Annotated in this window: 29 protein-coding genes and 1 pseudogene; 6 read left to right on the forward strand and 24 right to left on the reverse strand. The window is 48.8% G+C overall.

Features of this window, described 5'->3' with window-relative positions; translation table 11 throughout:
• Positions 1–104 precede the first annotated feature (104 nt).
• The 6 genes from PPHA_RS09050 to PPHA_RS09075 all read right to left on the reverse strand — a co-directional run bounded on the left by PPHA_RS09050 (position 105) and on the right by PPHA_RS09075 (position 5,329).
• Positions 105–800: an ABC transporter ATP-binding protein gene (locus tag PPHA_RS09050; protein WP_012508541.1), complete on the reverse strand. Its 696-nt coding sequence runs from the start codon at positions 798–800 to the stop codon at positions 105–107.
• Entirely contained in the window at positions 793–1,521 is a 729-nt protein-coding gene (locus PPHA_RS09055) for an ABC transporter ATP-binding protein (RefSeq protein WP_012508542.1), read from the reverse strand. Before PPHA_RS09055 ends, PPHA_RS09050 begins: the two co-directional genes overlap by 8 nt.
• On the reverse strand, positions 1,518–2,513 hold the full coding sequence (locus PPHA_RS09060) for a branched-chain amino acid ABC transporter permease (RefSeq protein ID WP_012508543.1): 996 nt from the start codon (positions 2,511–2,513) through the stop codon (positions 1,518–1,520). The genes PPHA_RS09055 and PPHA_RS09060 overlap by 4 nt, the downstream gene beginning before the upstream one ends.
• On the reverse strand, positions 2,513–3,382 hold the full coding sequence (locus PPHA_RS09065; protein ID WP_012508544.1) for a branched-chain amino acid ABC transporter permease: 870 nt from the start codon (positions 3,380–3,382) through the stop codon (positions 2,513–2,515). The genes PPHA_RS09060 and PPHA_RS09065 overlap by 1 nt, the downstream gene beginning before the upstream one ends.
• 146 nt (positions 3,383–3,528) lie before the next feature.
• Positions 3,529–4,674, reverse strand: coding sequence for an ABC transporter substrate-binding protein (locus PPHA_RS09070; RefSeq protein WP_012508545.1), 1,146 nt, complete (start codon positions 4,672–4,674; stop codon positions 3,529–3,531).
• A gap of 205 nt (positions 4,675–4,879) precedes the next feature.
• A complete protein-coding gene (locus PPHA_RS09075; protein ID WP_012508546.1) occupies positions 4,880–5,329 on the reverse strand; it encodes a cupin domain-containing protein in 450 nt (149 codons plus the stop codon).
• Positions 5,330–5,653: 324 nt separating this feature from the next.
• On the opposite strand from PPHA_RS09075, the gene PPHA_RS09080 reads away from it, so the two are divergent.
• Both PPHA_RS09080 and PPHA_RS09085 read left to right on the forward strand, forming a co-directional pair.
• Positions 5,654–7,087 carry a glutamate-cysteine ligase family protein gene (locus PPHA_RS09080; RefSeq protein WP_012508547.1) on the forward strand — a complete coding sequence of 478 codons (1,434 nt, stop codon included), beginning with the start codon at positions 5,654–5,656 and terminating at the stop codon, positions 7,085–7,087.
• Entirely contained in the window at positions 7,075–8,118 is a 1,044-nt protein-coding gene (locus PPHA_RS09085; RefSeq protein ID WP_012508548.1) for a M14 family metallopeptidase, read from the forward strand. Before PPHA_RS09080 ends, PPHA_RS09085 begins: the two co-directional genes overlap by 13 nt.
• Before the next feature lie 77 nt (positions 8,119–8,195).
• Here PPHA_RS09085 and PPHA_RS15135 read toward each other — a convergent pair.
• From PPHA_RS15135 to PPHA_RS09120, 7 genes and pseudogenes are all read right to left on the reverse strand, one after another.
• A pseudogene (locus PPHA_RS15135) lies at positions 8,196–8,342 on the reverse strand (type II toxin-antitoxin system MqsA family antitoxin); the annotation flags it as partial.
• Positions 8,343–8,488: 146 nt separating this feature from the next.
• Complete coding sequence (locus PPHA_RS09095) at positions 8,489–9,379, reverse strand: class I SAM-dependent methyltransferase (RefSeq protein ID WP_012508550.1); 891 nt, start codon at positions 9,377–9,379, stop codon at positions 8,489–8,491.
• A gap of 50 nt (positions 9,380–9,429) precedes the next feature.
• Positions 9,430–9,861, reverse strand: a complete 432-nt coding sequence (locus PPHA_RS09100; protein ID WP_012508551.1) for a thiol-disulfide oxidoreductase DCC family protein — start codon at positions 9,859–9,861, stop codon at positions 9,430–9,432.
• A 621-nt stretch (positions 9,862–10,482) separates the two neighbouring features.
• Positions 10,483–10,878 carry a type II toxin-antitoxin system MqsA family antitoxin gene (locus PPHA_RS09105; protein ID WP_012508553.1) on the reverse strand — a complete coding sequence of 132 codons (396 nt, stop codon included), beginning with the start codon at positions 10,876–10,878 and terminating at the stop codon, positions 10,483–10,485.
• A 12-nt stretch (positions 10,879–10,890) separates the two neighbouring features.
• A complete protein-coding gene (locus PPHA_RS09110) occupies positions 10,891–11,199 on the reverse strand; it encodes a type II toxin-antitoxin system MqsR family toxin (RefSeq protein ID WP_012508554.1) in 309 nt (102 codons plus the stop codon).
• Positions 11,200–11,365: 166 nt separating this feature from the next.
• Positions 11,366–11,896, reverse strand: coding sequence for a hypothetical protein (locus tag PPHA_RS09115; RefSeq protein WP_012508555.1), 531 nt, complete (start codon positions 11,894–11,896; stop codon positions 11,366–11,368).
• Entirely contained in the window at positions 11,893–12,171 is a 279-nt protein-coding gene (locus PPHA_RS09120; protein WP_012508556.1) for a type II toxin-antitoxin system TacA family antitoxin, read from the reverse strand. The genes PPHA_RS09115 and PPHA_RS09120 overlap by 4 nt, the downstream gene beginning before the upstream one ends.
• A gap of 198 nt (positions 12,172–12,369) precedes the next feature.
• Between PPHA_RS09120 and PPHA_RS09125 the strand changes: the two genes are divergently transcribed.
• Together PPHA_RS09125 and PPHA_RS09130 are read left to right on the forward strand one after the other, a co-directional pair.
• Positions 12,370–12,750 (forward strand): type II toxin-antitoxin system RelE/ParE family toxin, encoded by a 381-nt coding sequence (locus PPHA_RS09125; protein ID WP_012508557.1) that lies wholly within the window; start codon positions 12,370–12,372, stop codon positions 12,748–12,750.
• Positions 12,737–13,060 (forward strand): helix-turn-helix domain-containing protein, encoded by a 324-nt coding sequence (locus PPHA_RS09130; RefSeq protein ID WP_041526503.1) that lies wholly within the window; start codon positions 12,737–12,739, stop codon positions 13,058–13,060. The genes PPHA_RS09125 and PPHA_RS09130 overlap by 14 nt, the downstream gene beginning before the upstream one ends.
• A 268-nt stretch (positions 13,061–13,328) precedes the next feature.
• Here PPHA_RS09130 and PPHA_RS09135 read toward each other — a convergent pair whose 3' ends face one another.
• The 8 genes from PPHA_RS09135 to PPHA_RS09165 form a co-directional block, all read right to left on the reverse strand.
• On the reverse strand, positions 13,329–13,685 hold the full coding sequence (locus tag PPHA_RS09135; RefSeq protein WP_012508559.1) for a helix-turn-helix domain-containing protein: 357 nt from the start codon (positions 13,683–13,685) through the stop codon (positions 13,329–13,331).
• Between the two features lie 9 nt (positions 13,686–13,694).
• Positions 13,695–13,781 (reverse strand): type II toxin-antitoxin system HigB family toxin, encoded by an 87-nt coding sequence (locus tag PPHA_RS16795; RefSeq protein ID WP_083765320.1) that lies wholly within the window; start codon positions 13,779–13,781, stop codon positions 13,695–13,697.
• A complete protein-coding gene (locus PPHA_RS09140; protein ID WP_190273982.1) occupies positions 13,778–14,179 on the reverse strand; it encodes a retron system putative HNH endonuclease in 402 nt (133 codons plus the stop codon). Before PPHA_RS09140 ends, PPHA_RS16795 begins: the two co-directional genes overlap by 4 nt.
• A 47-nt stretch (positions 14,180–14,226) precedes the next feature.
• Positions 14,227–15,498: an AAA family ATPase gene (locus PPHA_RS09145; RefSeq protein WP_049759920.1), complete on the reverse strand. Its 1,272-nt coding sequence runs from the start codon at positions 15,496–15,498 to the stop codon at positions 14,227–14,229.
• 250 nt (positions 15,499–15,748) lie between these two features.
• On the reverse strand, positions 15,749–16,216 hold the full coding sequence (locus tag PPHA_RS09150) for a helix-turn-helix domain-containing protein (protein ID WP_223293892.1): 468 nt from the start codon (positions 16,214–16,216) through the stop codon (positions 15,749–15,751).
• Between the two features lie 19 nt (positions 16,217–16,235).
• Positions 16,236–16,691 (reverse strand): hypothetical protein, encoded by a 456-nt coding sequence (locus tag PPHA_RS09155; RefSeq protein ID WP_012508563.1) that lies wholly within the window; start codon positions 16,689–16,691, stop codon positions 16,236–16,238.
• Between the two features lie 236 nt (positions 16,692–16,927).
• The gene (trxA, locus tag PPHA_RS09160; RefSeq protein WP_012508564.1) at positions 16,928–17,236 is read right to left on the reverse strand and encodes a thioredoxin; all 309 of its coding nucleotides are present in this window, start codon (positions 17,234–17,236) and stop codon (positions 16,928–16,930) included.
• 50 nt (positions 17,237–17,286) lie between these two features.
• Positions 17,287–17,742, reverse strand: coding sequence for an OsmC family protein (locus tag PPHA_RS09165; protein ID WP_012508565.1), 456 nt, complete (start codon positions 17,740–17,742; stop codon positions 17,287–17,289).
• A 212-nt stretch (positions 17,743–17,954) separates the two neighbouring features.
• Between PPHA_RS09165 and PPHA_RS09170 the strand changes: the two genes are divergently transcribed.
• Together PPHA_RS09170 and folE are read left to right on the forward strand one after the other, a co-directional pair.
• On the forward strand, positions 17,955–18,404 hold the full coding sequence (locus PPHA_RS09170) for a 6-carboxytetrahydropterin synthase (protein ID WP_012508567.1): 450 nt from the start codon (positions 17,955–17,957) through the stop codon (positions 18,402–18,404).
• The gene (folE, locus tag PPHA_RS09175) at positions 18,364–19,035 is read left to right on the forward strand and encodes a GTP cyclohydrolase I FolE (RefSeq protein ID WP_041526504.1); all 672 of its coding nucleotides are present in this window, start codon (positions 18,364–18,366) and stop codon (positions 19,033–19,035) included. The genes PPHA_RS09170 and folE overlap by 41 nt, the downstream gene beginning before the upstream one ends.
• Before the next feature lie 70 nt (positions 19,036–19,105).
• Here folE and PPHA_RS09180 read toward each other — a convergent pair whose 3' ends face one another.
• The 3 genes from PPHA_RS09180 to PPHA_RS09190 form a co-directional block, all read right to left on the reverse strand.
• Entirely contained in the window at positions 19,106–19,582 is a 477-nt protein-coding gene (locus tag PPHA_RS09180) for a HyaD/HybD family hydrogenase maturation endopeptidase (protein ID WP_041526812.1), read from the reverse strand.
• A 108-nt stretch (positions 19,583–19,690) separates the two neighbouring features.
• Positions 19,691–20,374 (reverse strand): Ni/Fe-hydrogenase, b-type cytochrome subunit, encoded by a 684-nt coding sequence (gene cybH / locus PPHA_RS09185; RefSeq protein WP_012508570.1) that lies wholly within the window; start codon positions 20,372–20,374, stop codon positions 19,691–19,693.
• A gap of 13 nt (positions 20,375–20,387) precedes the next feature.
• Positions 20,388–22,106 carry a nickel-dependent hydrogenase large subunit gene (locus tag PPHA_RS09190; protein ID WP_012508571.1) on the reverse strand — a complete coding sequence of 573 codons (1,719 nt, stop codon included), beginning with the start codon at positions 22,104–22,106 and terminating at the stop codon, positions 20,388–20,390.
• Between the last annotated feature and the right edge of the window lie 6 nt (positions 22,107–22,112).

The following is a 22,112-nucleotide window of genomic DNA, read 5'->3' on the forward strand; positions in this document are numbered from 1 at the left end:
TGTAACTTTTGTAACTTTTGCGACAAAAAGGTAACGATTTATATCGTATGAACCAATGAGTCCAGGACACGATCCCTACCCTGCAAACCGACTTACAAAAGAGGTTACATCCCAAGAAAAGCCCTCTTGACCTCCCTGTTATTCAGCAGCTCCTCACCTGTTCCGGTAAGCACAATCGCTCCGGTTTCAATGACATATCCCCTGTGGCTGATGCTCAGTGACTGATAGACATTCTGCTCAACAAGAAGAACCGTAACACCACTCGCATTAATGGTACGAATAGCGCCAAAAACCACCTCCGTAAAGAGAGGCGATAATCCCAGACTTGGTTCGTCAAGAAGCAGGAGCTTCGGATTACCCATCAATCCCCTTCCAATGGCGAGCATTTGCTGCTCCCCGCCAGACATGGTTCCACCCAGTTGATTACGACGTTCAGCAAGTTTCGGAAAAAGGGCAAAGACCCGATCAAGGTTTATCTGACGCTCTTTCTGGTGCAGGTAGCCTCCCATCATCAGATTTTCGACAACGGTCATATCAGGAAAGATCTTTCGTCCCTCCGGAACATGCACAATCCCTCGCTGAACAATAGTGTGCGCTGCAAGAGTACGAAGCGATTCATGATTAAAGGTGATGATACCGGTTGATTTGATAATCCCCGAGATTGCTTTAAGCAGGGTTGATTTACCGGCACCATTGCTGCCAACAACAGAGACAATCTCTCTCTCCGCAATCGTAATGTTGACGGAGCACAGAACAGGCATTTCACCGTATCCCGCATGAAGATTTTGAATATCAAGCATTGTATCCACCTCCAAGGTATGCGGCTATGACATCAGGGTTATTGGTAATCTCTTCGGGCGTACCTTCCGCAAGCTTTTCCCCGGAGTTCAGCACAACAATCCGGTCGCAGATTGAGGTAACCGCTTTCATATCATGCTCGATAAACACAATGGTCGCCCCCTGCTTCCGAACCCGGCGGATGATTTCAAGAATGGTATCGGTTTCGGTATGATTCAACCCGCCACATATTTCGTCAAGAAGCAGCATTTTCGGATGGGTAGCCAGCACACGCGCAAGTTCAAGCTTTTTCTTCAGTCCTATAGGCAACGATCCGGCAAGTTTATCGGCATAATCACTCAGGCCAACTGCCTGCAAATTCTCCCTTGCAATCGCCTCGGCATCCCGGGTAGCATTGGTGATGGCAAAGGCGCCAATCATGACATTCTCCAGCACTGTAAGAGTTCCCAGCGGCTTGACCCTCTGCCAGGTTCGTACCATGCCCAGACGGCACACTTCGTCAGGACGCAGGGCATTGATTTTTTTGTTATCAAAGATTACATCTCCGGCAGTTGCCGGATAAAAGCCGGTCATACAGTTAAACAAGGTGGTCTTTCCTGCACCGTTCGGCCCGATAAGACCGAAAATCTCTTTCTCATCAACAGAAAAACTGACATCAGAAACAGCGACATTACCGCCAAAATGTTTACTGACATGACTGATATGGAGAAGATGCTGTATCATTTCACCCTCCGGAAAAGCCCAAGAATACCTTTGGGCAGATAAAGTATGCAAAGCACCGTAATGATACCATAGACCAGTACATGGGCGTGAGCCAGGTTCTCTTTCAAAAAGAGCCCCATGCCTGAGGTTTCCGATACCAGACCAGCCTTGACCAGAGCATCCCCAATAAAATTTGAGCGCAACATCTCGGCAAGCGGCACAAGCAAAACCGCCCCGATCACCGGCCCCCACAGGGTTCCAACACCCCCGATAATTGCCGTCAGAATGATTTCAATAGAGAGCCGAAGATCAAGAACTGCCGAGGTATCAATAAAGCGGATATAGAGACCATAAAGACTTCCCAGAACAGAGGTCAGGGCTGCGGATATCAGCAACGCCTTGTTTTTGTAAAAGGAGAGATTAATGCCCAATGAAGCTGCTGCATCCTGATCCTCGCGGATTGCCTGTAAATAGAACCCCGTCTTCGATTTCCGAAGATAGGCCGTTATACCAAGGGAAACCACAAGCACCAGCAACATCCCGTAATAAAAGGGATTCTTGCTGTTCAGGTCAAGCCCCCACAAAGAGAGATCCGAGAGCAGAATCCCCTGTGCGCCTCCCGTAAACTCAAAATTGAGCACCGAGAGCCGGACAATTTCAGCAACAGCAATGGAGGCCAACGCAAAGTAATGACCTCGCAACCGAAACACAATGCTTCCGGTAATGAGGGCAATAATGCAGGCAACAACCATACCTGCCGCCATGCAGAGAACCGGGTTGAGATTGTAGAGCGTGATCAAAATCATGGTGGTATAGGCGCCAGCCCCGAAATAGGCGGCATGACCAAAGCTGTACTGCCCGGCATAACCGCCAAGAAGATTCCACGCCGAAGAGAGCGCCGCCATCATCAGCACCGAAATCAATATTCCCGTGAAATAGGGATTCTCCCCCATGAAAAGCGGCACCACAGCAGCTATTGCCGCAAGGATAACGATAAGTGCAATCTGTTTCATTACTGCTCTCCTTTTTTACCGAACAACCCTTGCGGACGAAGAAGCAGAACCGCAAGAAAAAGTACAAAGACCACAACATCCTTCCAGTCTGTTGAGATGTATGTCGATGACATTGCCTCAACCACGCCGATAATCAGCCCGCCGACTCCAGCTCCGATAACCGAGCCAAGACCGCCTAAAACACAGATCGTAAACGCCTTCAGCAGAAAACTGTGCCCGGCAAGCGGATGAATATAATAGGTTGGCGCTATCAGTGCACCTGCGGTCGCAGCCAGAGCCGTACCAATACCAAAGGCGATTGCACTCATTTTAGCAACATTGATGCCCATCAACTGAGCAGCCTCCCTGTTTTGGCTCGTTGCCCGCAGAGCCATGCCAGTACTGGTTTTTAAAAGAAAAAGAGAGAGCAGTGCCGTAATCCCGCAGGTAATGAGAAAGGAGATCACCAGGGGAACAGAGAGGAAAATGCCTCCGGGCAAATTGTATGCGCTGCTTGAATAGGAGGTCGTCAATATCTTCGGATCACTGGTAAATGCCAGAAGTGCAGTATTACTCATGATAAGACCAAGACCAACGGTCAGGAGAATCTGGTTTTGATGGGGATGATGGATAACACGATTGATAAAGAGCTTTTCCAGCATAAATCCGAACAAAAAGGCTACAGGCATAATCAGCACCAGCGACAGATAGGGATCAATATGCAGCAGGGTAAAGGCAAAATATGCCAGATACATGCCAAGCATCATCAAATCACCATGAGCAAAGTTACTGATATTCATGACGCCAAAAACAAGGGACATCCCTATTCCGGCAAGAGCATAAACCCCACCGGTCAGTATTCCTGAAAGTAACGATTGAAAAAACAGCATGATAGATCTCCCCGTAAAATGAACTGATCAGCCAGCGAACCCATTTCACAACAATAACGCAACAAACCAACAGGAAAAAAGCGCCTCCAGCAACGTTCCGGAGGCGCCAGATTTCCAGTTGCACTCTGAACAGATGCAACTGCGACTTAACGCTTGAAGGGATAGATTAGCTTCTTTTTGCTGAACTGAGCAGGATAGACCGTTTCATACTTACCGTTTGCAATCTGCTGCACCAGCATCGGATGGTTGTTCTGATTGGTAAAACCGCCATAGTCAGCAAATTTGACTGGCCCCATAATACCATTCCAATATCCTCCCTTAAGAGCCGCCTGAAGTTTCACGGCACTTTTGGTGGCGGATGCCGTAATCGCCATAATCCTCATGGCTTCATAAGCACAGGCCGCATGATAGGAGGGCTCCTTCGCATATTTTGCCTTGTAACGAACTGCAAAATCGGCCGCACCCGGCCAATTGACATCATCAGTCCACTGGGTAGCAGAAATAACAAGATTGGAGATTTCAGTCTGCTGGGCAAACTGAGCCGTTGTATAACCGGCACCCGCGCCAAGAAAAGCCTTTGGTGTAAGTCCGATCTCCCTGGCCTGGCGCATCAGCAGAATAGCATCAGCATCATACGACACCAGAAAAACAAGATCAGGATTAGCCGCCTTGACTTTTGCGAGTGAAGAGCGGTAATCGGGTTGCCCCTGCTGATACTTTTCGTTGGCAACCTCCTTCAACCCCATTTTCAGAGCATTCTCCTGGGCAGTCTTGACCGTCGATACGCCAAAATCAGTTGCGGCATAGACATAGGCGATCGTCTTCGGTTTGTAAGGCGCCACCGCTTTCATCAGCACACTTGAATAGACATTGGCAGGAGCATTCAGGCGGAAAACATTCTTATACCCCTTCATGGTGATCTCCTCCTTGGCGGCTGCAGGAACAAGCAGCGGCACCTTATACTGATCAGCCCTTGAGGCAACAACATTTGCACACCCCGAGGTATAAGGGCCAACAACACCGATAACGGCATCACGAGTCACCAGCTTTTCATACGCCGCAAGAGCATTTTTCGGGTCACCGCCATCATCTTCCCTGACAAGCTCAACCTGAATTCCCTTGGCCTTCAGATCTTCAATTGCCATAGCCGCGCCATTGGTCAGATTCTCGCCAATTTGCGCCTCTTTACCGGTGATTGAGTTGATAAATCCTATCTTGACTGGAGCTGCCGATACCTGTAACGGGAAAGCCAACAGGGCGGCTGCGATAATCGATAAAAACTTCTGTTTCATGTACTGTCATCTCCTCTGGTTAGGGTTATTGACCTGCACTGAGTACTACGGATGAAGCTTTTGCTTGAGGGGTTGAAGGCTTTTGATGGTTCATAAAAAAAAACACTATCTGCAATCTACGACACATAAAAATAATAAGGAAGCCTGAGCCTCCTTTATTATCGACAAGATCCGTGATGGAAACAACAGAATGTCATCACGGAGATCATCGCAGAACAGGAGCAGCCGCAGACTCCTCTCTGATCACATTCGGCACACCAACCGCACCGGTATAAAAGACAACAAGAGATGCCGTTACCCTGCCGGAATTATAACCATTATGCAGGGTATTGATAACCTCAAGAATGGCATCACCCTTCCTGAATACAAAGGTACGACCATCTTTCAGCTCAACGGTAAGCTCCCCTTCCAGCATATAGGCATAAACCGGCACCGGATGCTTGTGCCAGCCAGTTGAACCCCCTGGAGGAAAATTGACTACAAGGGCCGTCACCTCTGGCTGGGCCGTCTGCAGATAGACCAGCGGATCCCCATTACTCGACGTTGACGAGGTGATCAGTTTCTTTACCTCAACATTCCGGTACTCCTCACCATTTGCCGCACTGTTCAGGACAAAGAGCAAAAAAAGCGCGATAACACTCTGTACAACTCTCATGCATGCTCCTCTTTTTGAAAAATTAGCATTCTTCGGTGCGTATACTTTCGCCAGAAAATTCAGGCCTCAGCGTACACGCCACCCTGCAATATAATCAGCAGTATTTTAAAGTTTCACGACTGAATCGAGGGCCGCATGGATAAAACAAACCATAACTGCCCGCCCAAACCCCGACCATGAACAGATCGATCAACGGCTGAACGTCCAAGCCTCAACAGCGGTATTTCATAGCTATGAAACCAGCAAAACATTTGCATCTGATCATGCAATTCTCCAGATTGTTCCTGATACCCTATCCGTCAGAACGACCATAACGACTCATTGATGGGCAGTGAAATAACAAAAACAGAGTTCAGCGAGGAGGATTTCCGGCAGTTTCACCAGAATCTGAGAAAGGAAACACGGATTCTGATGGATTGGTTTTCCTCGGATCTCTTCGATAATCACCAGGAGATGTGCGGCTTCGAACTCGAAGCATGGCTCATCGATCAGCATTGCGCTCCGACTGCCAGAAACGAGGAGTTCCTCCAGCGGGTCAACAATCCCCTGGTTGTGCCTGAGCTCTCAAAATATAATTTCGAACTCAATATTGCACCGCATCCTCTGGATTGCCATCTCCCGGAATTTCTGAAAAATGAACTACAGAAGCTCTGGAATATCTGCACCATCAATGCCCTTGACATGGGGTGCAATACCCTTCTGACCGGTATTCTGCCGACCCTGCAAGACAGGATGCTGACGCTTGAGAACATCTCATCGCTGAAACGGTTTCACGCGCTGAACCACGAAATTCTGCGATCGATATCTCGTCACTCGCTTAAAATTCACATAGAGGGAGAGAAGGAGTCGCTGGATATCGTCCATCATGATGTCATGGCCGAGGCGGCAACGACATCACTGCAGATACACTTTCAGGTTCCCGTCAGCAAGGCGGCGGCTGTTTACAACATCGCCCATATACTGTCGGCGCCGATGGTCGCACTCACAGCCAATTCCCCGTTCCTCTTCGGCAAGGAACTCTGGGATGAGACACGCATTCCCCTGTTCGAACAGGCTGTAAAAACCCCTGCATTTGTTGATCTCTCCGGAAGAGTGGTTTCGCGCGTCACATTCGGACGGGATTACGTCCGTGATTCACTCAAAGAGGTTTTCCTCGAAAATCTCGACGGATTTCCGGCGCTCCTGCCGATCACTTTCGATCAGGATTTCAGCCTGCTGAACCATCTGCGGCTGCACAACGGAACCATCTGGCGCTGGAACCGCCCTCTGATAGGATTCGGTGAGGATGGTCGCCCTCATGTGCGGATCGAACATCGCGTACCACCGGCAGGACCTTCGATTCCGGACATCGTAGCCAATATCCTCTTTTTTTATGGCGCGACACTTCACCTGCAGCCCGAAGTTCCGCAGGCTGAGATATCGTTCGAACATGCTCGCTCAAACTTTTACGCCGCCTCACGCTTCGGGCTTGACGCCAGGGTCACCTGGAGTTCGGGAAACGCCATGCCCGTGGATACTCTTCTGCTGCAACAGTTGATCCCCGGAGCCATTCAGGCTCTTGCCGAACGAGGAATCGACAGTCATGAGCTGAAATACTACCTTGTCGATATTCTTGCAAGACGCGTAGCGACGCGACGGAACGGCGCCTGGTGGCAAAAAACCTTCATCCGGCGTCACGGCCCCGATTTCAGGGCGATGACCCAGGCATACCTCGAAAACCAGAGAAAAAACATTCCTGTACACGAATGGAGCATCTGAACCAGTATCATCCACCCGATCTGCACCTCTTCGATCGACTTCCCGACGGCTTCACCGGAATCGCGATAGAAAAGCTCGGCTCAATCCTGCCCGGCCCTTCGCTCATCCGTATCGATGGTAAAAAAGGGGCGCCACTCTTCGTTTCGATACTGCTGCACGGCAACGAAACCACAGGGTTTGCAGCCATGCAGCAACTTCTCACCGGGTTCGGGGCGCCCCACCGTCGGCTGCCGAGACCATTGCTGCTGTTTGTCGGCAACGTCGCCGCTGCTGTACGTGGCGTAAGGAAACTCGACGGGCAGGCCGATTACAATCGCATCTGGCAGGGAGAACGCTATCCGGAACACCTTCTTGCACGGCATGTTCTGGCGGAAATCGTCAAGGCTGCTCCGCTTGCCGGCATCGACCTGCACAACAACACCGGCAAAAACCCGCACTATGGCTGCGTCAACCGGCTCGACCAAAACTCTCTCTCTCTTGCCCGGCGGTTCAGCAAAACCATTGTTTGGTTTACCGAACCGCACGAAGTCCTTGCGGTCGCACTCTCCGCGATTTGCCCTGCGGTCACGCTTGAATGCGGAGTTTCAGGTGATGCGGCAGGGACAAAGCATGTAGAAAATTATCTCCGCCACTGCCTTGAACTGCCCGAGGAGAGCCTTTTCACTCCACCAGCGAATCACCATAACGATCTGTTCCATACCACAGCAAGGATACTCCTCTCTGAAGGCATACGGCCCGGATTCGGCCAGTTCGATGACAATACTGATATCTGTTTCCGTGAGGAGCTCGAAACACTCAATTTCGAGAGGGTGCCAGAGGGAACGGAACTGGGTCGTTACCTTAACGGGCAACCGCCGCTCATGGTCATAGACAACCTGAACCACGACGTCACCGACCGCTACCTTCTTTTCAGCGACAACCGCATTCTCACCAGAGTGCCGGTCGTGCCATCAATGTTGACCCGCGACGTGAAGGTTATCCTGCAGGATTGCCTCGGCTATATCATGGAGCCTTACCAGGCAAAAGAATAATCAGGCCGCGCCACCTGCATTCAGCTCACAAATGATCCTTCTGCCAAAACCACCGATTCATCAGCAAGAAATGTGCCTCAAATGTTTCGCATCTCCCCGAGTAAATCCGGATGGCGATCAATGAGTTTCAATAACTTGACCAGAGGAGCAGGAGGTCGGCTTTCACCTCTTTCATATCTGGAAAAAGCCATTTTCCCGACACCAAATAACAGCCACGCCATCCTGAGTTTAACCATATTTTACTATTGGTTACCGTTCAAGATAGCATGATTATGTTGCATCATGGATTTATGAAAAAAAATCTCAGGCAACACCGAAAACCGAGCTGCAATTGGCAAAAAACAGAATGCGGAGTACATAATGACATATGTCACCCCGATTTCTCCGGCTTTTCAGCATAGGAGAGAATATAGTCAAGGCCAGCGTAGACACTCTCTGCAGAGCGATGGAATGCTGATTTTGCAAACGTCCTGGCAACCGGAGGCAGCTTCCTGACAAACGTTTGATCTCTTGACAGATACTCATGAAGAGGCTGATAGACATCGTCGCGTATTGATTTGATCTCGATACTGACGAATCCGGCGCTCAAGAGCTTGCTGGTGTATGACGGAATCAGATAGTAGTTTTCCTGCGGAATATTGAATTTACCGGCCACAAGACTCCATGAAATCCATTGCTCCATCAGCCTGAAGGGATTACCGGACTGTTTGGTCGGGACAATGTCGGCCGTCACCAGCCTTCCACCCGGTCGTAACACCCGATACGCCTCCCTGAAAAAATCCTCACGGCTCCTGTAGTGGAAAGCGCTTTCCAGAGAAACAACCAGATCGATGGATTCATCTGCAATCGGCATCTCTGTTGCCGAACCTTCCCTCAAATCGATCATATTCCCGAGCCCTGCATCCACAACATGTATCCGGGCCCGTTCAACCTGAGAGCGTGTGATATTCAGACCGATGATTTTTTCAGGTTTCATGATCCTGGCCCAGAGAATATCCTGGTCGCCAAAACCATACCCGCAATCCAGCACCACATCACCTGCAACCATACCACCCCGTTCCGCCACCAGAAGAGCAAGCGCTTCACTGGCCTCATCGATGGTATCCGCATCCCGCCAGTAGCCAAGATTCAGATAGAGCCTGTGCTCGGTAAGAGAAGTGGTACCAATCAGATCATAGACTTCCGTTGTCTCCAGTCCGTGAAATGGATTGAGAAGCCAGTTGAGATATGCAAAAAAACGATCCGCTGTGTTGTCTGACATGGTTTTTATTCTTTTCCGATGAAGAGATCAATGTCGCTTGCGATGGCTGGCTATCCCGACAGTTGTTCGAGAAAACGCCTGCGCAACTCATCGGACGGCAACATGCATTGCTCTTTTTTTCCGAACAACTGATACCGGTTCTGCGCTATCAGATCGTACATCACATCCCGCAGGAGTTCGGGAACCGCCTGGAATACGGTGAGCAGATTCCATGGCATGTCGAGTCTGGAGGCGATTTCAATGGCAGCGGCACTTCGGGTAAAGGCGCGGTCACCCCTGACAAGAACGACAGTGTCAAGACGCGACGTATTGATGCCAAAATGCTTGAGTAACGACGCTCCAAGAGGAGACTGGGCCGGAGTGAAAGAGAAATGCCCGGCAGTATCGTGCTCAAAAATAAAATTCACCAAAAATTCGCACAGATTGCAGACACCGTCAAAAATGACAATGTTTTCCGGAAGAGCGGCAAAGGACTTATGCATCTGTTTCAAGATAACGTTCACGATTGCATTGAAGACTTCCTGACAGGGTACGGCTCTTTTTTTTTATAAGGCCCCTTCAATGGCGTCAAGGGCTCCAACATTCATCTACTCAGACCATCAAGCCCGGAGCTCCAGATAGCTAATGTTCAGGTTTTCATAAAGATGACTGAAACGAACAACTCGAAAACCGATGAAGAAGTTCCTGATGCCAGGGGTTGAACCACGAGTTCCCGCGCAACGCACGGAAATCTGTGTTATCATCGTACCGGTCTCCTGCCACTCCCGAATGTTCCCTCTATGTCGGATAATTTCCGACAGTAACGTTGCCCTGGTAAACAGTCGCGCGACCCTCCTGTCGTGGTAACACCAGCTTGACCGAGCGGTTACAACAGTCGTTGGGCTATCAGACACCAGATGATGTCTATGCTTCTGCATCAGGCGGTTGAGCAAGGATTGTGGATAAATTCGATGAAATGGGGCAGCGCCTTTCCGCTGCATGAACAGGTCAGGCTACCAACTTAAACTCAACCTCTTTTTGTCTACCGGTTGGGGTCCACTTCAATAATCGCCTTGAATTCCTGAACCACTCCCCTGAATCCGTTCATCAGCAGGAAATATGCCTCAAACGTTTCGCATCTCCCCGAGTAAATCCGGATGGCGATCAATGAGTTTCAATAACTTGACCAGAGGAGCAGGAGGTCGGCTTTCACCTCTTTCATATCTGGAAAAAGCCATTTTCCCGACACCAAATACCGATGCAAGTTCAGCCTGGGTAAGATTGAGTTTTTTACGGATACGACGAATGTCTTCCCCGACATCCCCCTTCACCGAACGTAACAACCCGGCCTGCGCCTCTGTATAACGCCGATAACTCTCGTCGTCCCAGACACCTTCGCCGCAATGCGAACAGAACTCTCCATGCATTGCATGCAACGTCAGCGATTGCCCTCCATAAGCAAGCGTTTCATCAAGAACTTTTTTAACCATATCGGGATGGCCGCATACAGGACATTTCATCTGAACCTCACTTCATTTTGCCTTAAACTGAATAACAGGCGGTCTTCCATCAACATAACCGGTAATTTTGATATAAACAGCCACGCCATCCTGAGTCTCACCATGATAGACATCCTGCCATAGTTGATGGTCGGCATGAGTTGTCATAGATTTGTAAAAATCTGATCGTGAAAGAGAAAGCACGACCAAGCGCATCTCAACCTCGGTTAAACCCAACGACAAGCCGCCACGTAATGCTGCTACAGTAAACGGTCGGGAGTTTTCATCGGCGACGATAGCTTGAACCTCGTCGAGATGGTAATGTGGTGTTCGTTTCTCCAATTCAGCACATTTTATCCATTTTGATTAATTTAATCATTTAGGATAATTCTGCAAAAATGTAATCAGATTGCTGACTGAAACTGAACTATGAGCACTATAGGGAAATAAACAGCAGCACCTCTTGTTGAGCTACGTGCTCACCGAGCGAATCCCACAGATCAGCTTTTCAAAGTTTCCCTGCTGAAACAAGGGCCGCATGGATAGTTTTGAACGGCAAAAGAAGTGAAAGCGGTGCATCAAGCAACGGCACTGCCCCATAGCTGGCATACCACTGTGCAACCAGATCATTCTTCGCATCGATGAGAAGAGCAACACCGCCAACCTGTGCAGCAACAAGCAAGCAACGACGAGCGACAGCAAGCAATAACTGCCCACCCATACTGCGGCCCGGAACAGATCGGTCAACTGCTAAACGACCAAGCCTGAAGACCGGCACCTCATGGCGGGCTAATCCTCGTTTGATCACTTCCGGAGTTTTCTCATAGGTAACAGACGCCGGGGCTATACTGTAAAAGCCGAGAATCTTCCTGACGTCACTATTTTCCACTGCCAGAAAAGTTTTGGCCCCGCCACTGATATGAGTTTTTCTGGCATGACGCCACAAAAACTCATTCAAGGCTTCATCCCCGCAATCAAAAGCAAACCGGCGGTCATGGCTTTTGGTGATCGGCTCTTCGTGCCAGGCAGGAAGAGTCATGATCGCTTCGGCAAAGCACGTGCTGCTGCCATGAGTTTTGCATTAGGTAGCGGAGGATCTTCCAGCAATTTCAGGACATGTACGCGATCCCTCCCTGTAAGCTCTATCAGTTCGTACTGATCGATTACCTTTTGAGCCGCAGAAACAACGGTGCGGGTGACAAACTCCGTCAAATGCGTATTCTGTATTGCCGCAGCACGCATCAAAAGAGACTTCTCTTCCGAAGCAATCCGCAGCGACAACCTCTCGTTACCTTCTACCGGAATCTGTGGCATAACCATACCCTCCTGTTGGTTCATGACTATTCACAGGAATATAGGACGTTATTCGAGACGTACACCTTCAAAGCGTACAAAACATCATAACTGCCTTATATTCAGCAAGAGCCTCTCCCGGTAGACGGACTCTTGTAACACAGGACTTGGTTCTATATATTCAAGCATAAGGCAGCTCTCACCAGTTGGGATAAAATCATGAAGATTTTCAAAAACAAGTGGTTTGCCAAGTTCGCCAGGGAAAAGGGCATTCTCGACACTGACCTGTGCGAAACAGTAAAAGATGCCGAGAGTGGGCTTATAGATGCAGATTATGGAGGCGGAGTTATCAAGCAGAGAATTGCTCGACCAAATGAGGGGAAATCAGGCGGCTTTAGGTCAATTGTTCTCTATCGCGCAAAAGAAAAAGCATTCTTTGTTTATGGCTTTCCAAAAAAGGACAAGGATAACATAAAAACAGACGAGATTCGATGGTTCAAAAAGATGGCAAAAAGCACTTTTGCACTTTCCGAGGAACAGCTCGAACAACTCATTACAACCGGGAATTTTATACCTGTAGAACCCAATGAAAATGACTAAAACCTACAAGAGCGATGCATTTGCAGCGATCCATGAAACCATGTCAGGCATGTATGATGCTGGTGTTATCGACAAAAAAACGATGCGCCAGTTTGACGAAGCCTGCCTGACACCGGTACATGAGTTCAGTGCAACTGAGATTAAAGCCTTGCGTGAGCGTGAGGAGGTGAGCCAGACGGTTTTCGCCCTATACATGAATGTGAGCAAAGATTCAGTCAGCCAATGGGAACGCGGACTCAAAAAACCGGCAGGCCCGACACTCAAGCTCCTTTCTCTAATAAAACAGAAAGGGCTGTCAGCTATTGCCTGACTTATCCTTATTGATGGTTTTAGAGCAGCCTACACAAAACTCACCGTAAATCAGACCGAGGCTGCGTTTTAAAAATAGCACCCCGCTCCATTCAACGGATAATCACATAATGCAATGTTCCCGGCGCATCAAGTCTCGCTCCTCTCGGCATGTCACCTCCCCACATGTTATGCTGACTGATTCTTTACTGTGAGTAATATATAAACATACACCGGCCTCTTCTCTTATTGAACAATCTCCCCTGGGGGCGAAGCCCCCTGGAAAAATCTCAATAGACCTTCAGCAATACATCAGCGGGTATGTGCAGTTCCTTGTGCAGAAGCCGAATTTGACGGATCGATAACGGGCGCTTCCGGTTTAACAGGTCACTTGTCCGGCTTTTCGATCCGATAATCCTTGTCAAATCCTGTTGGTCCATCCCCATTTGATCCATTCGAAATTCAATGGCAGCAATGGGATCAGGACTATCAATGGGAAAGTGCTCTTCTTCGTAGTTTTCAATCAGAATTCCGAGGATTTCAAGCTCGTCACCATCCTTTGTATCCGTTTTTGCATCAAATATCTCCTCAAGGCGTTTGAGCGCCTGCTGATAGTCTTGTTCTGTCTTTATCGGTTTGATTTGCATGACATTCTCCTAAATCATTGTTGCATCAATTTTATCATATTCAGCATGCGTTCCCACAAACCGGATGAATACCTGACCGTAATCAGAGTTAATCATTGCAGATTGAGAATTTCATTAAGCTGGCAATCAAACAGAGCATCGTCTGACTTGATAGTCCCGTTAAACTCATAGCGAATCTTCAATCGTGAGTGATGACCGGGTTCAGCAGGGTTAAAAAGAAGGTCATCATCACGTTTTTTGGTATCACAATGAGCCAGAGCATCAGGAAATCCCTCATTACCACAACAGCAACCGAGCAGGTTGGCATAGTTGAGCTGTTGTTCCGGATATTTCTTGCGGGAGTGCCAATGCTCTACTTTCATATTCCTGTCGTCAGGCTCAATGCGACCCATGCAGTAAGCACAAAGATAACCCTGTTCTGCAACAAGTTGAACTCGTATATCCTGTTTTACTGGTGTAAAATTCTGTCCATCAAAAACTGCTCCTTGTTGCAACCTGTAATGCTGCAAGGATTGTGGTTCCGTAGTTTTGGTAATGGGAATCATTCGCCAACTTCCCTCTCGGGCTCCAGCATAGCAATAGTCGCTTCAGCTTCCACAATATCTGGAATCGATCCCTTCAAATCGACTTTCAGTTTTTGGATAAGCTCCCTTGCAACATCAAACTGATCATGGTCGATTTTTGCAGCAATCTCTTCAATACGCTTCGGGACGGCGCTGTTGATTCCCGGATCATCCATCAACTCCCGGAGAATTTCTGCCGAGTTCAAACCGATGGACTGCCTGGGAATGGTAAACTTTATGTGGTTATCCTCCTGGTAAAGCAATCGAATAGATTCGGGTGCAACTTCACTGAGTATCTGTGGCGAATGAGTTGTGACAACAAACTGCACATTCGGAAAGACCTTTGTGAGATTGGTAACCGCTCTTCTCTGCCAAGCCGGATGGAGATGAAGATCTATTTCATCAATCAGGATAACCCCTTCGCCATCAAGTGGATTCTGCTTCCGGGGATTTGCAATTGCCAGACGACGGGCAATATCGCCGATCAGCGCAATAAAGCAGGTTTCACCAACCGAAAGCGAATCAATTCTCAACTCCTGATCTCCTTTCGTTACAACCATGCGAAGGGGCTGACGCTTTATCCTAAAGTCATGGTATTCAGGCAGAAACTTCTCAAGCGCACTCCGCACGGCTTGCAACTGCGGATCAAGAAACTCCATTGGGTCGACGTTATTGAGTATGCCTTTGGCTCGAAGGTTCTCATTTTCAATATCTTCCCGTTCACGGAACCACTCAAAAAAGAGGCGAAAATTCGCACCGCTGCTCAAAAGGTTATCGTAGACTGAGATGGGATCAAATTCGTGCCTTGTTCTTATTCGTTGAGGCAAATCAGTATCCTTCACTGCCCGATCAACAGGATAACAGGTAAAAACAGGCAGGGAATGATCTCTCTCCAACTGATGTCGAAAGTGACGAACGATATCCTGAAGAACGGTAAAGTTACTCATGCTGAGAGCGTGTGTTCCTATGCGGTTTTTTGCTATCAACCACTCGCCAGAAGATGTTTGAACGGAAAGAAGAGAAAATTTCGCTCCATTTTTAATCTCAACGTCTTTGATATAACGTCCCTTGCCTGAATCACGTTTCGTTCGAGCTGTCAACCAGGATAGTAACATGGCCAATGCATCAACAACCGTCGTTTTCCCTCCCCCGTTAACCGCAGCGATAACCGTCAGCCCCGCATCAAACGGGAGGCACAACTCCTCAATACCCCGAAAATTCTTCAGTGTGACTGTCCGGATTTTCATCATGAGTCCATAACGATCTGTAACGTGGCCGATAACTGCTTTTTTCCTCTTTTAAATTTGGTGAACAGTTCGCTTTCAAGCAACAACTATCTCCGTTTTGGCGGATCGTTTTGATCTGGGCTTTTTGGTGCTTTCGAGTTTGGCTTTTTCTTTGAGAATCCGTTTCAGCAGATCTTCTGCGGGTTCGTCGTTGGGGTAAGAGGTGGCGAGTTCGCCTTTGAATGCTTTGGCGAGTACTGACTGTTCGATTTTTTTAACCTCTGATGTTTACCTTTTTCCTTGCCTTTTTTCCATAACCTGACCCGGCTTCGTGAACTTTTTCTGCTGCACGGCCTTGAGGAGCGGATAGCAAAGCTTTTGATCCTCTTATCCTTGATGCAGATTTTTTTTGAACGTGTGCAGTGCTCAATTCAGCCTCACTCCCGCTAACGCTTTCCGGTATTGCAATGAGCACTATACAAAGGGCAGCCTCAAACTTTGCTATGGTTTCAAGGGTAAGATTTTCATTCCCTTTGAGCAGTTTGCTTACCTGCTGAGGGCTGACTCCGGTTTTTTCAGCAAGCTCTTTCTGCGTCATTCTATTTGCCTGTAAAGCACCAAGAATACGCAGTGCAATATTGGAAGACCTCTCCAGCCAAGCCTCATTTACCTCATCGCGTAACGCTTTTTCCATCCACCTCGAAGGCTCTTTTGACAGGAGGTTATCAATTTTTTCTTTCATGTTGCTTATGGTCATCGGTTCATATCTCCAGATATTCAAAATCAGTTTGGTCTCGTAAATCATGGTCAACAAGGAATTGCCTGACTTTTTCAAGTTTCTGCAGCTCTTCCTGCAAATATGGAGCCTCCATGTTCAGTGTTACTTTTATAGCGCCACCGGTGATAACAAAACAGTTTGCCGCAAAGCGTATTGCATAAATTCGCAACCATCGTTTTTCCCTGTTGCCCCGTGCCTTGCTTTTCTGCAGAGGTTTCAGGGTATACTCATTGTTGTTGAGCGGCTGAAAGATATTCTGCAACACTTGCTGGCGACCTGAAATGCCGTTCTTCGCAAGCGAAAACATGGTTTGCTGCAGAAGTTTCGCCTCATGACGAGTAGCTTTAACCGCTTGTTCAACAGATATTCCTTTGTATATGCCACTTTGTACTTCACTCCTGTGATCCTGAAAAAAGCGGTAAAGATAACCCGAATCCAAAGGTCAAAAAGCCGCTCAAACTCGTCAGGCTGACTTGCGGCAAACCGGATTGCGTACAAACCTTCCCCGGTAACCCTGTCGGTAATAATACGAACCAACTTCATAAAAATCAACCTATAAGTTTATTTTTTGAATTTTATTGAGCAACTGCAACCTGATGTTGCGGAGGTCGCTAGAAATTTCAATGCAGTGCCAGCGGCCAAATTCGCACTTATCATGCACGTCACACTTTTAGATTAAATACCGAGCGCCTTCGTCACCTCGGCTTTCAGTTGCGGATAGGAAAGGGCTCCGGCAGTTCGCCATTTCAGCTCTCCCCGGTGAAAGAGCATGAGCGCAGGAATGCTCTGTACCTGGTATCGGGATGCTGCTTCGGGCTGTTTATCGACGTTCACCTTCACCACCGTAAGCCTGCCTTTGAATTCTGCGGCAAGCTGTTTGACCACTGGAGCAACGCTTCTGCAGGGTCCGCACCACTCTGCCCAGAAATCGACAAAGACGGGAAGAGGACTTGACTGAATGAGATCATGGAGTGACTGTGCCATAATGAAATTTTTTGATTGATGATACCGCGGTCAAGAACGTAAAGATTTTATCACTCCTTTACCAACCCTGATTCCTCTTCTTTCCGTTCTCCCTGCACAAGCTCCGCTGACCAGGTTATGTTGCACCCCGACGCTCTCAGCATGGCGGCAACGCTGCAGTACTTCTCCATCGAAAGGCGCACGGCTTTTTCACATTCGGCAGGGGTGCAACCTGGACTTTCAAGGGTGTAGAGTATCTGGATTGCGGTAAAAACCTTGGGGTGCTCTTCAGCCCTTTGAGCCGTTACCTCTGCCTTGAGGAGGAGCGGCTCTCTTCTCATCTTTTTCAGAATGCTGATGATATCCATCATGGAGCAGGCGCCAAGCGCTTCAAGGACGGTATCCATTGGTGAAGCTGCAGAGCCGGTGCCTGAAAACTCGGGAGAGGTGTCAAAAAGGGTTTGATGGCCTTTGCCATCTATGCCGGAGAGCGGCATTTTTTCATTGAACGTGACAGTTACATGCATATCTGTTTAGAGAATAAAATTAGCCGAATAACGAGCTTGTTCTGCCTTTGAGTGGCAGCAGTGCCACTAATGCTTTCGAAACATGAAACTTATAGAGAGCGGCCCCGGTTAGAGCAGAACAAAAAGGAAAATAATCAGAAAAAAGTAACTTACGCTCCCCCCGAAATGAGGCTGAAGCGCCTCGGCAGAGCGGTAAATTATCTGACCAATCTATGAATGATCTTTTAAGGAAGCCAAGGAAGGTCTACGTTTCACGGAAAATCGAGTTTAATGCCGCTCACCGTCTTTTCAATCCGCTCTTTACGGAGCAGGAGAACCTTGAGCTTTATGGAAAATGCAGCAATACATTCGGCCACGGGCACAATTATCTGCTTGACGTGACCATTTCGGGCATTGCAAACCAGGAGACGGGTTTTCTCTTCGATTTGAAAGAGCTTAAAATAATCCTTGAGGAGGAGATCATTGCCCGGTTCGACCACAAACACCTGAACCATGACGTACCGGAACTGCAGGAGTGCGTTCCTACTACCGAAGTGCTCGCGGTGCTGATATGGGATATTCTTGAAAAACGACTGCACAACATCAATAACCGGGAGCTTTCGCTCCATGAAGTGACTATCTATGAAACAGGAAAAAATGCCGTCCGCTATCTCGGAGAGTAACCCCCTTCCTTCAGGCAGGAGGAGCTGCTACGATGATGACGACTGCATGGCGGAACATGTACAAAACGACCCCATGATTATCAACGGGATCTCCAGTGCGGTCTCTGCCATGCTTGAAGGAATCGGAGAGGACCCTCAACGGGAAGGGTTGCTGAAAACACCTGAACGGGTTGCGAAATCGCTTCGCTTTCTGACCAAAGGGTATCGTGAGGATCCTGAAGAGCTTTTGAAAAAGGCGGTTTTTACCGAGGCCTATGATGAAATGGTGCTGGTGCGGGATATCGACCTCTTTTCAATGTGCGAACACCATATGCTCCCCTTTTTCGGCAAGGCGCATGTTGCCTATATTCCAGACGGTAAAATTGTGGGGCTTTCAAAGCTTGCCCGGGTGGTTGAAGTCTTTGCTCGCCGACTCCAGGTACAGGAACGGCTTACCCAGCAGATCCGGGATGCCATTCAGAATGTGCTGAACCCGAAAGGTGTGGCGGTTGTCATTGAGGCAAAGCATCTCTGCATGGTGATGCGTGGCGTTGAAAAAATCAATTCTGTCACCACAACCTCTGCCATGTCGGGTCAATTCATTACTTCACAGTCTACCAGAAGTGAGTTTCTGCGTCTGATCAAGCCGTAGCTCTCCCTTCTCTCTTCCCCCATCGCTCCCGGAATCAAACCTCCGGGACGATGAGAACAGAATGTTCAGGCTACTCCTCCGCCAACCATCCTTCTACAATTTCCCGCCCCGCCTCTACCGCTTCAGGCAGCAGGAGAGCAACTTCAGGACTTAATTCCATGGAGAGTTCAAGCTCTTTGGGAGGAACGCCAATCAGCACAAGCTCATGGGGCATTTTGCCGCGCAGCCGGGCCAGTCCGAGCAATTCGCTGAATCCCATCTGATGCGAGGACATTTTGCGATGAATAAAAGCGGGTAGTTCATCATTGCGATAGACATAGACCCGGCGCTCATAGTCGAGGGGAATGAGTGCGTCAAAAACAATGACGGCATCGCACGACTCGATGTAGTCGAGCAGGTAGATTCCCTGGGTTCCGCCATCGATACAGTTCACCCGTTCAGGAAAATCCGATGATTCACGAAAACGGTTGAGAGCTGCAACTCCGAAACCCTCATCGCCATGGAGCACGTTGCCAAGGCCGATAATATTGATACGATTGTACTTCACAGCAAAATTGATTGGTTGAGCATGATAACAAAAAGCCCACTGCGGGAAGGTTAAACCTCTGCAATGGGCTTTAGACAGAACAAAAACAGATAACGCAATACTTTCCACTCAAACAGGTTCTTCTTCAACCTTGTGCTTGAAACCGGTAATGATTGAAGAGGTAACGCTGGTACGATCGACCACATCGTGACGGATAACCGCATAAAGGTGCATGATGACATAAATCGGCAACATCCATGCCCCAAGATGGTGTATGAAATGAAGGGTGTAGCTACCGCCGAAAAGGGGAATCATCCAGCCAAACAAGGTTTCGTTGAACCCTCCCGGATTGTTTTCACCATACATTGCCAAGCCCGAAAGAATCATGAAGGTCGAGCCGCAGAAAATGAAGACAAAGTGAGCCAGAGCTGCAACGGGGTTATGACCTACGTAGTTCGGCTCATCCGTGCGCAGAAAGAGATAGGACTCAACCTGCTCCCTGAAGGGCTTGCCCCACCAGGAGGGCGACCATGGCCTGAAACCGCCAAAGCGGGCATATTTATCACCACCAAAGAGCGCCCAATAGAGGCGGAAAAGAAAGTTGGCGATAAAAATAAAGGCAAAAACGAAATGCATATAACGCCACCAGCCCATGCCCTTATACCAGACCGCTTCACCGAGCGGAGGGCTCAGCAAAGGGGCGGCGATATACATTCCCGTTACAAAAAGAACCACCATACACAGGGCATTGATCCAGTGATAAAACCTGACAGGCAGCCTCCAGACGTAGATTTCTTCTATTATTCTCCCCATGACACAGCTCCGTTTAGACGATTGTAACCGATGTAATCTCCTTGCCGTTCATGTCAAAGAGATGCGAGGCACAGGCAAGACACGGATCGAATGAGTGCACCGTTCTGAGAATCTCAAGCGGTTGTTCCGGATTGACCATCGGCGTACCTTTCAATGCTGACTCATAAGCTCCTGAATTACCATTGGCATCACGCGGAGAGGCATTCCAGGTGGAGGGAACAACAATCTGGTACTCCTTGATCTTCTGATCTTTGATGTGAATCCAGTGACCAAGCGAACCACGGGGCGCTTCAGTGTAACCGAATCCCTTGCACTCTTCAGGCCAGGTTGAGGGGTCCCACCGCTCACTGTTAAAGGTACGGAGATCACCGGTTTTGATATTGGCAACCAGTTGATCGTAGTAATGGCGCATGAAGCCTGCCGTCTGCTTGCATTCAATGCCTCTGGCCGCAGTTCGGCCCAGCGTCGAAAAGAGCGCTTCAGGGCCAACACCAAGTGTTGAAAGCACCAGCCCGACCGTCTCCTTGATCATGGGGTCGCCCTTGGCATAGGCAATCAGCACGCGAGCAAGAGGGCCCACCTCCATCGGATGATTTTTCCAGCGCGGGGTCTTGAGCCAACTGTACTTTTTGTCGGTATCGAGATGCTCGAAAGGTGGTTTTGGGCCGGTATATTTCGGGGTGGTCTCTCCCTGCCAGGGATGCAGACCCTTTGCATCTCCCTTTGTGTAGGTATACCAACTGTGGCTCACCTCTTCGGTTACCTGTGACGCATCCCTTGGATCGACATCAATAACGGTCGTGAGATCCTTGTTGAGAATCGCTCCCCTCGGCCAGAGCAGCGTCTTGAAATCTTCAAGCGTTGTCTCGGGAAAATCGCCATAACTGAGATAGTTGCCAAGGCCTCCGCCATACAATGAATCCTTGTAGTATCCTGCAATGGCAAGCAAATCGGGAATATAGACCTGGTCGATAAAAGTCTGGGTTTCGTCAATGATTTTCTTGATCATCGACAACCGCTCGATATTGATAGCCGTATCACTGTTGGGATCAATGGCACAGGCCATACCACCCACCAGATAGTTTGGATGAGGATTCTTGCCTCCAAAAATGGTATGGATCTTGACAATCTCTTTCTGGAAATCAAGCGCCTCAAGATAGTGCGCCACAGCAATAAGGTTCACTTCCGGTGGAAGCTTGTAGGCCGGATGGCCCCAGTAACCGTTTGAGAAAATGCCAAGCTGACCACTTTCAACAAAGCCGACAAGGCGCTGCTGCAACTCCTTGAAGTAGCCTGGTGATGATTTCGGCCATGGAGAGATGCTCTGTGCTATAACGGAGGCCTGTTTCGGATCGGCCTTGAGAGCGCTGACAACATCGACCCAGTCAAGAGCGTGAAGGTGGTAAAAGTGCACCAGGTGATCCTGGGTCACCTGTGTTGCATTCATCAGATTCCTGATGATACGGGCATTGGTCGGAACCGCGATACCAAGTGCATCCTCAACGCAACGAACCGATGCAAGGGCGTGTACGGTCGTACAGACACCGCAGATACGTTCGGCAAAAGCCCATGCATCCCTCGGGTCGCGTCCTTTAAGAATCACCTCAATCCCCCGCCACATCGTGCCGCTGGAGTAGGCCTCCTCAATCATATTGCTGTCGTTCAGCGTCGCCTCTATTCTCAAATGTCCCTCAATACGAGGAATCGGATCAACTACTATTTTTTTGGCCATGAGCTA

Origin of the sequence: Pelodictyon phaeoclathratiforme BU-1 (assembly GCF_000020645.1) — a bacterium.
GTDB classification, from domain to species: Bacteria; Bacteroidota; Chlorobiia; order Chlorobiales; family Chlorobiaceae; genus Chlorobium; species Chlorobium phaeoclathratiforme.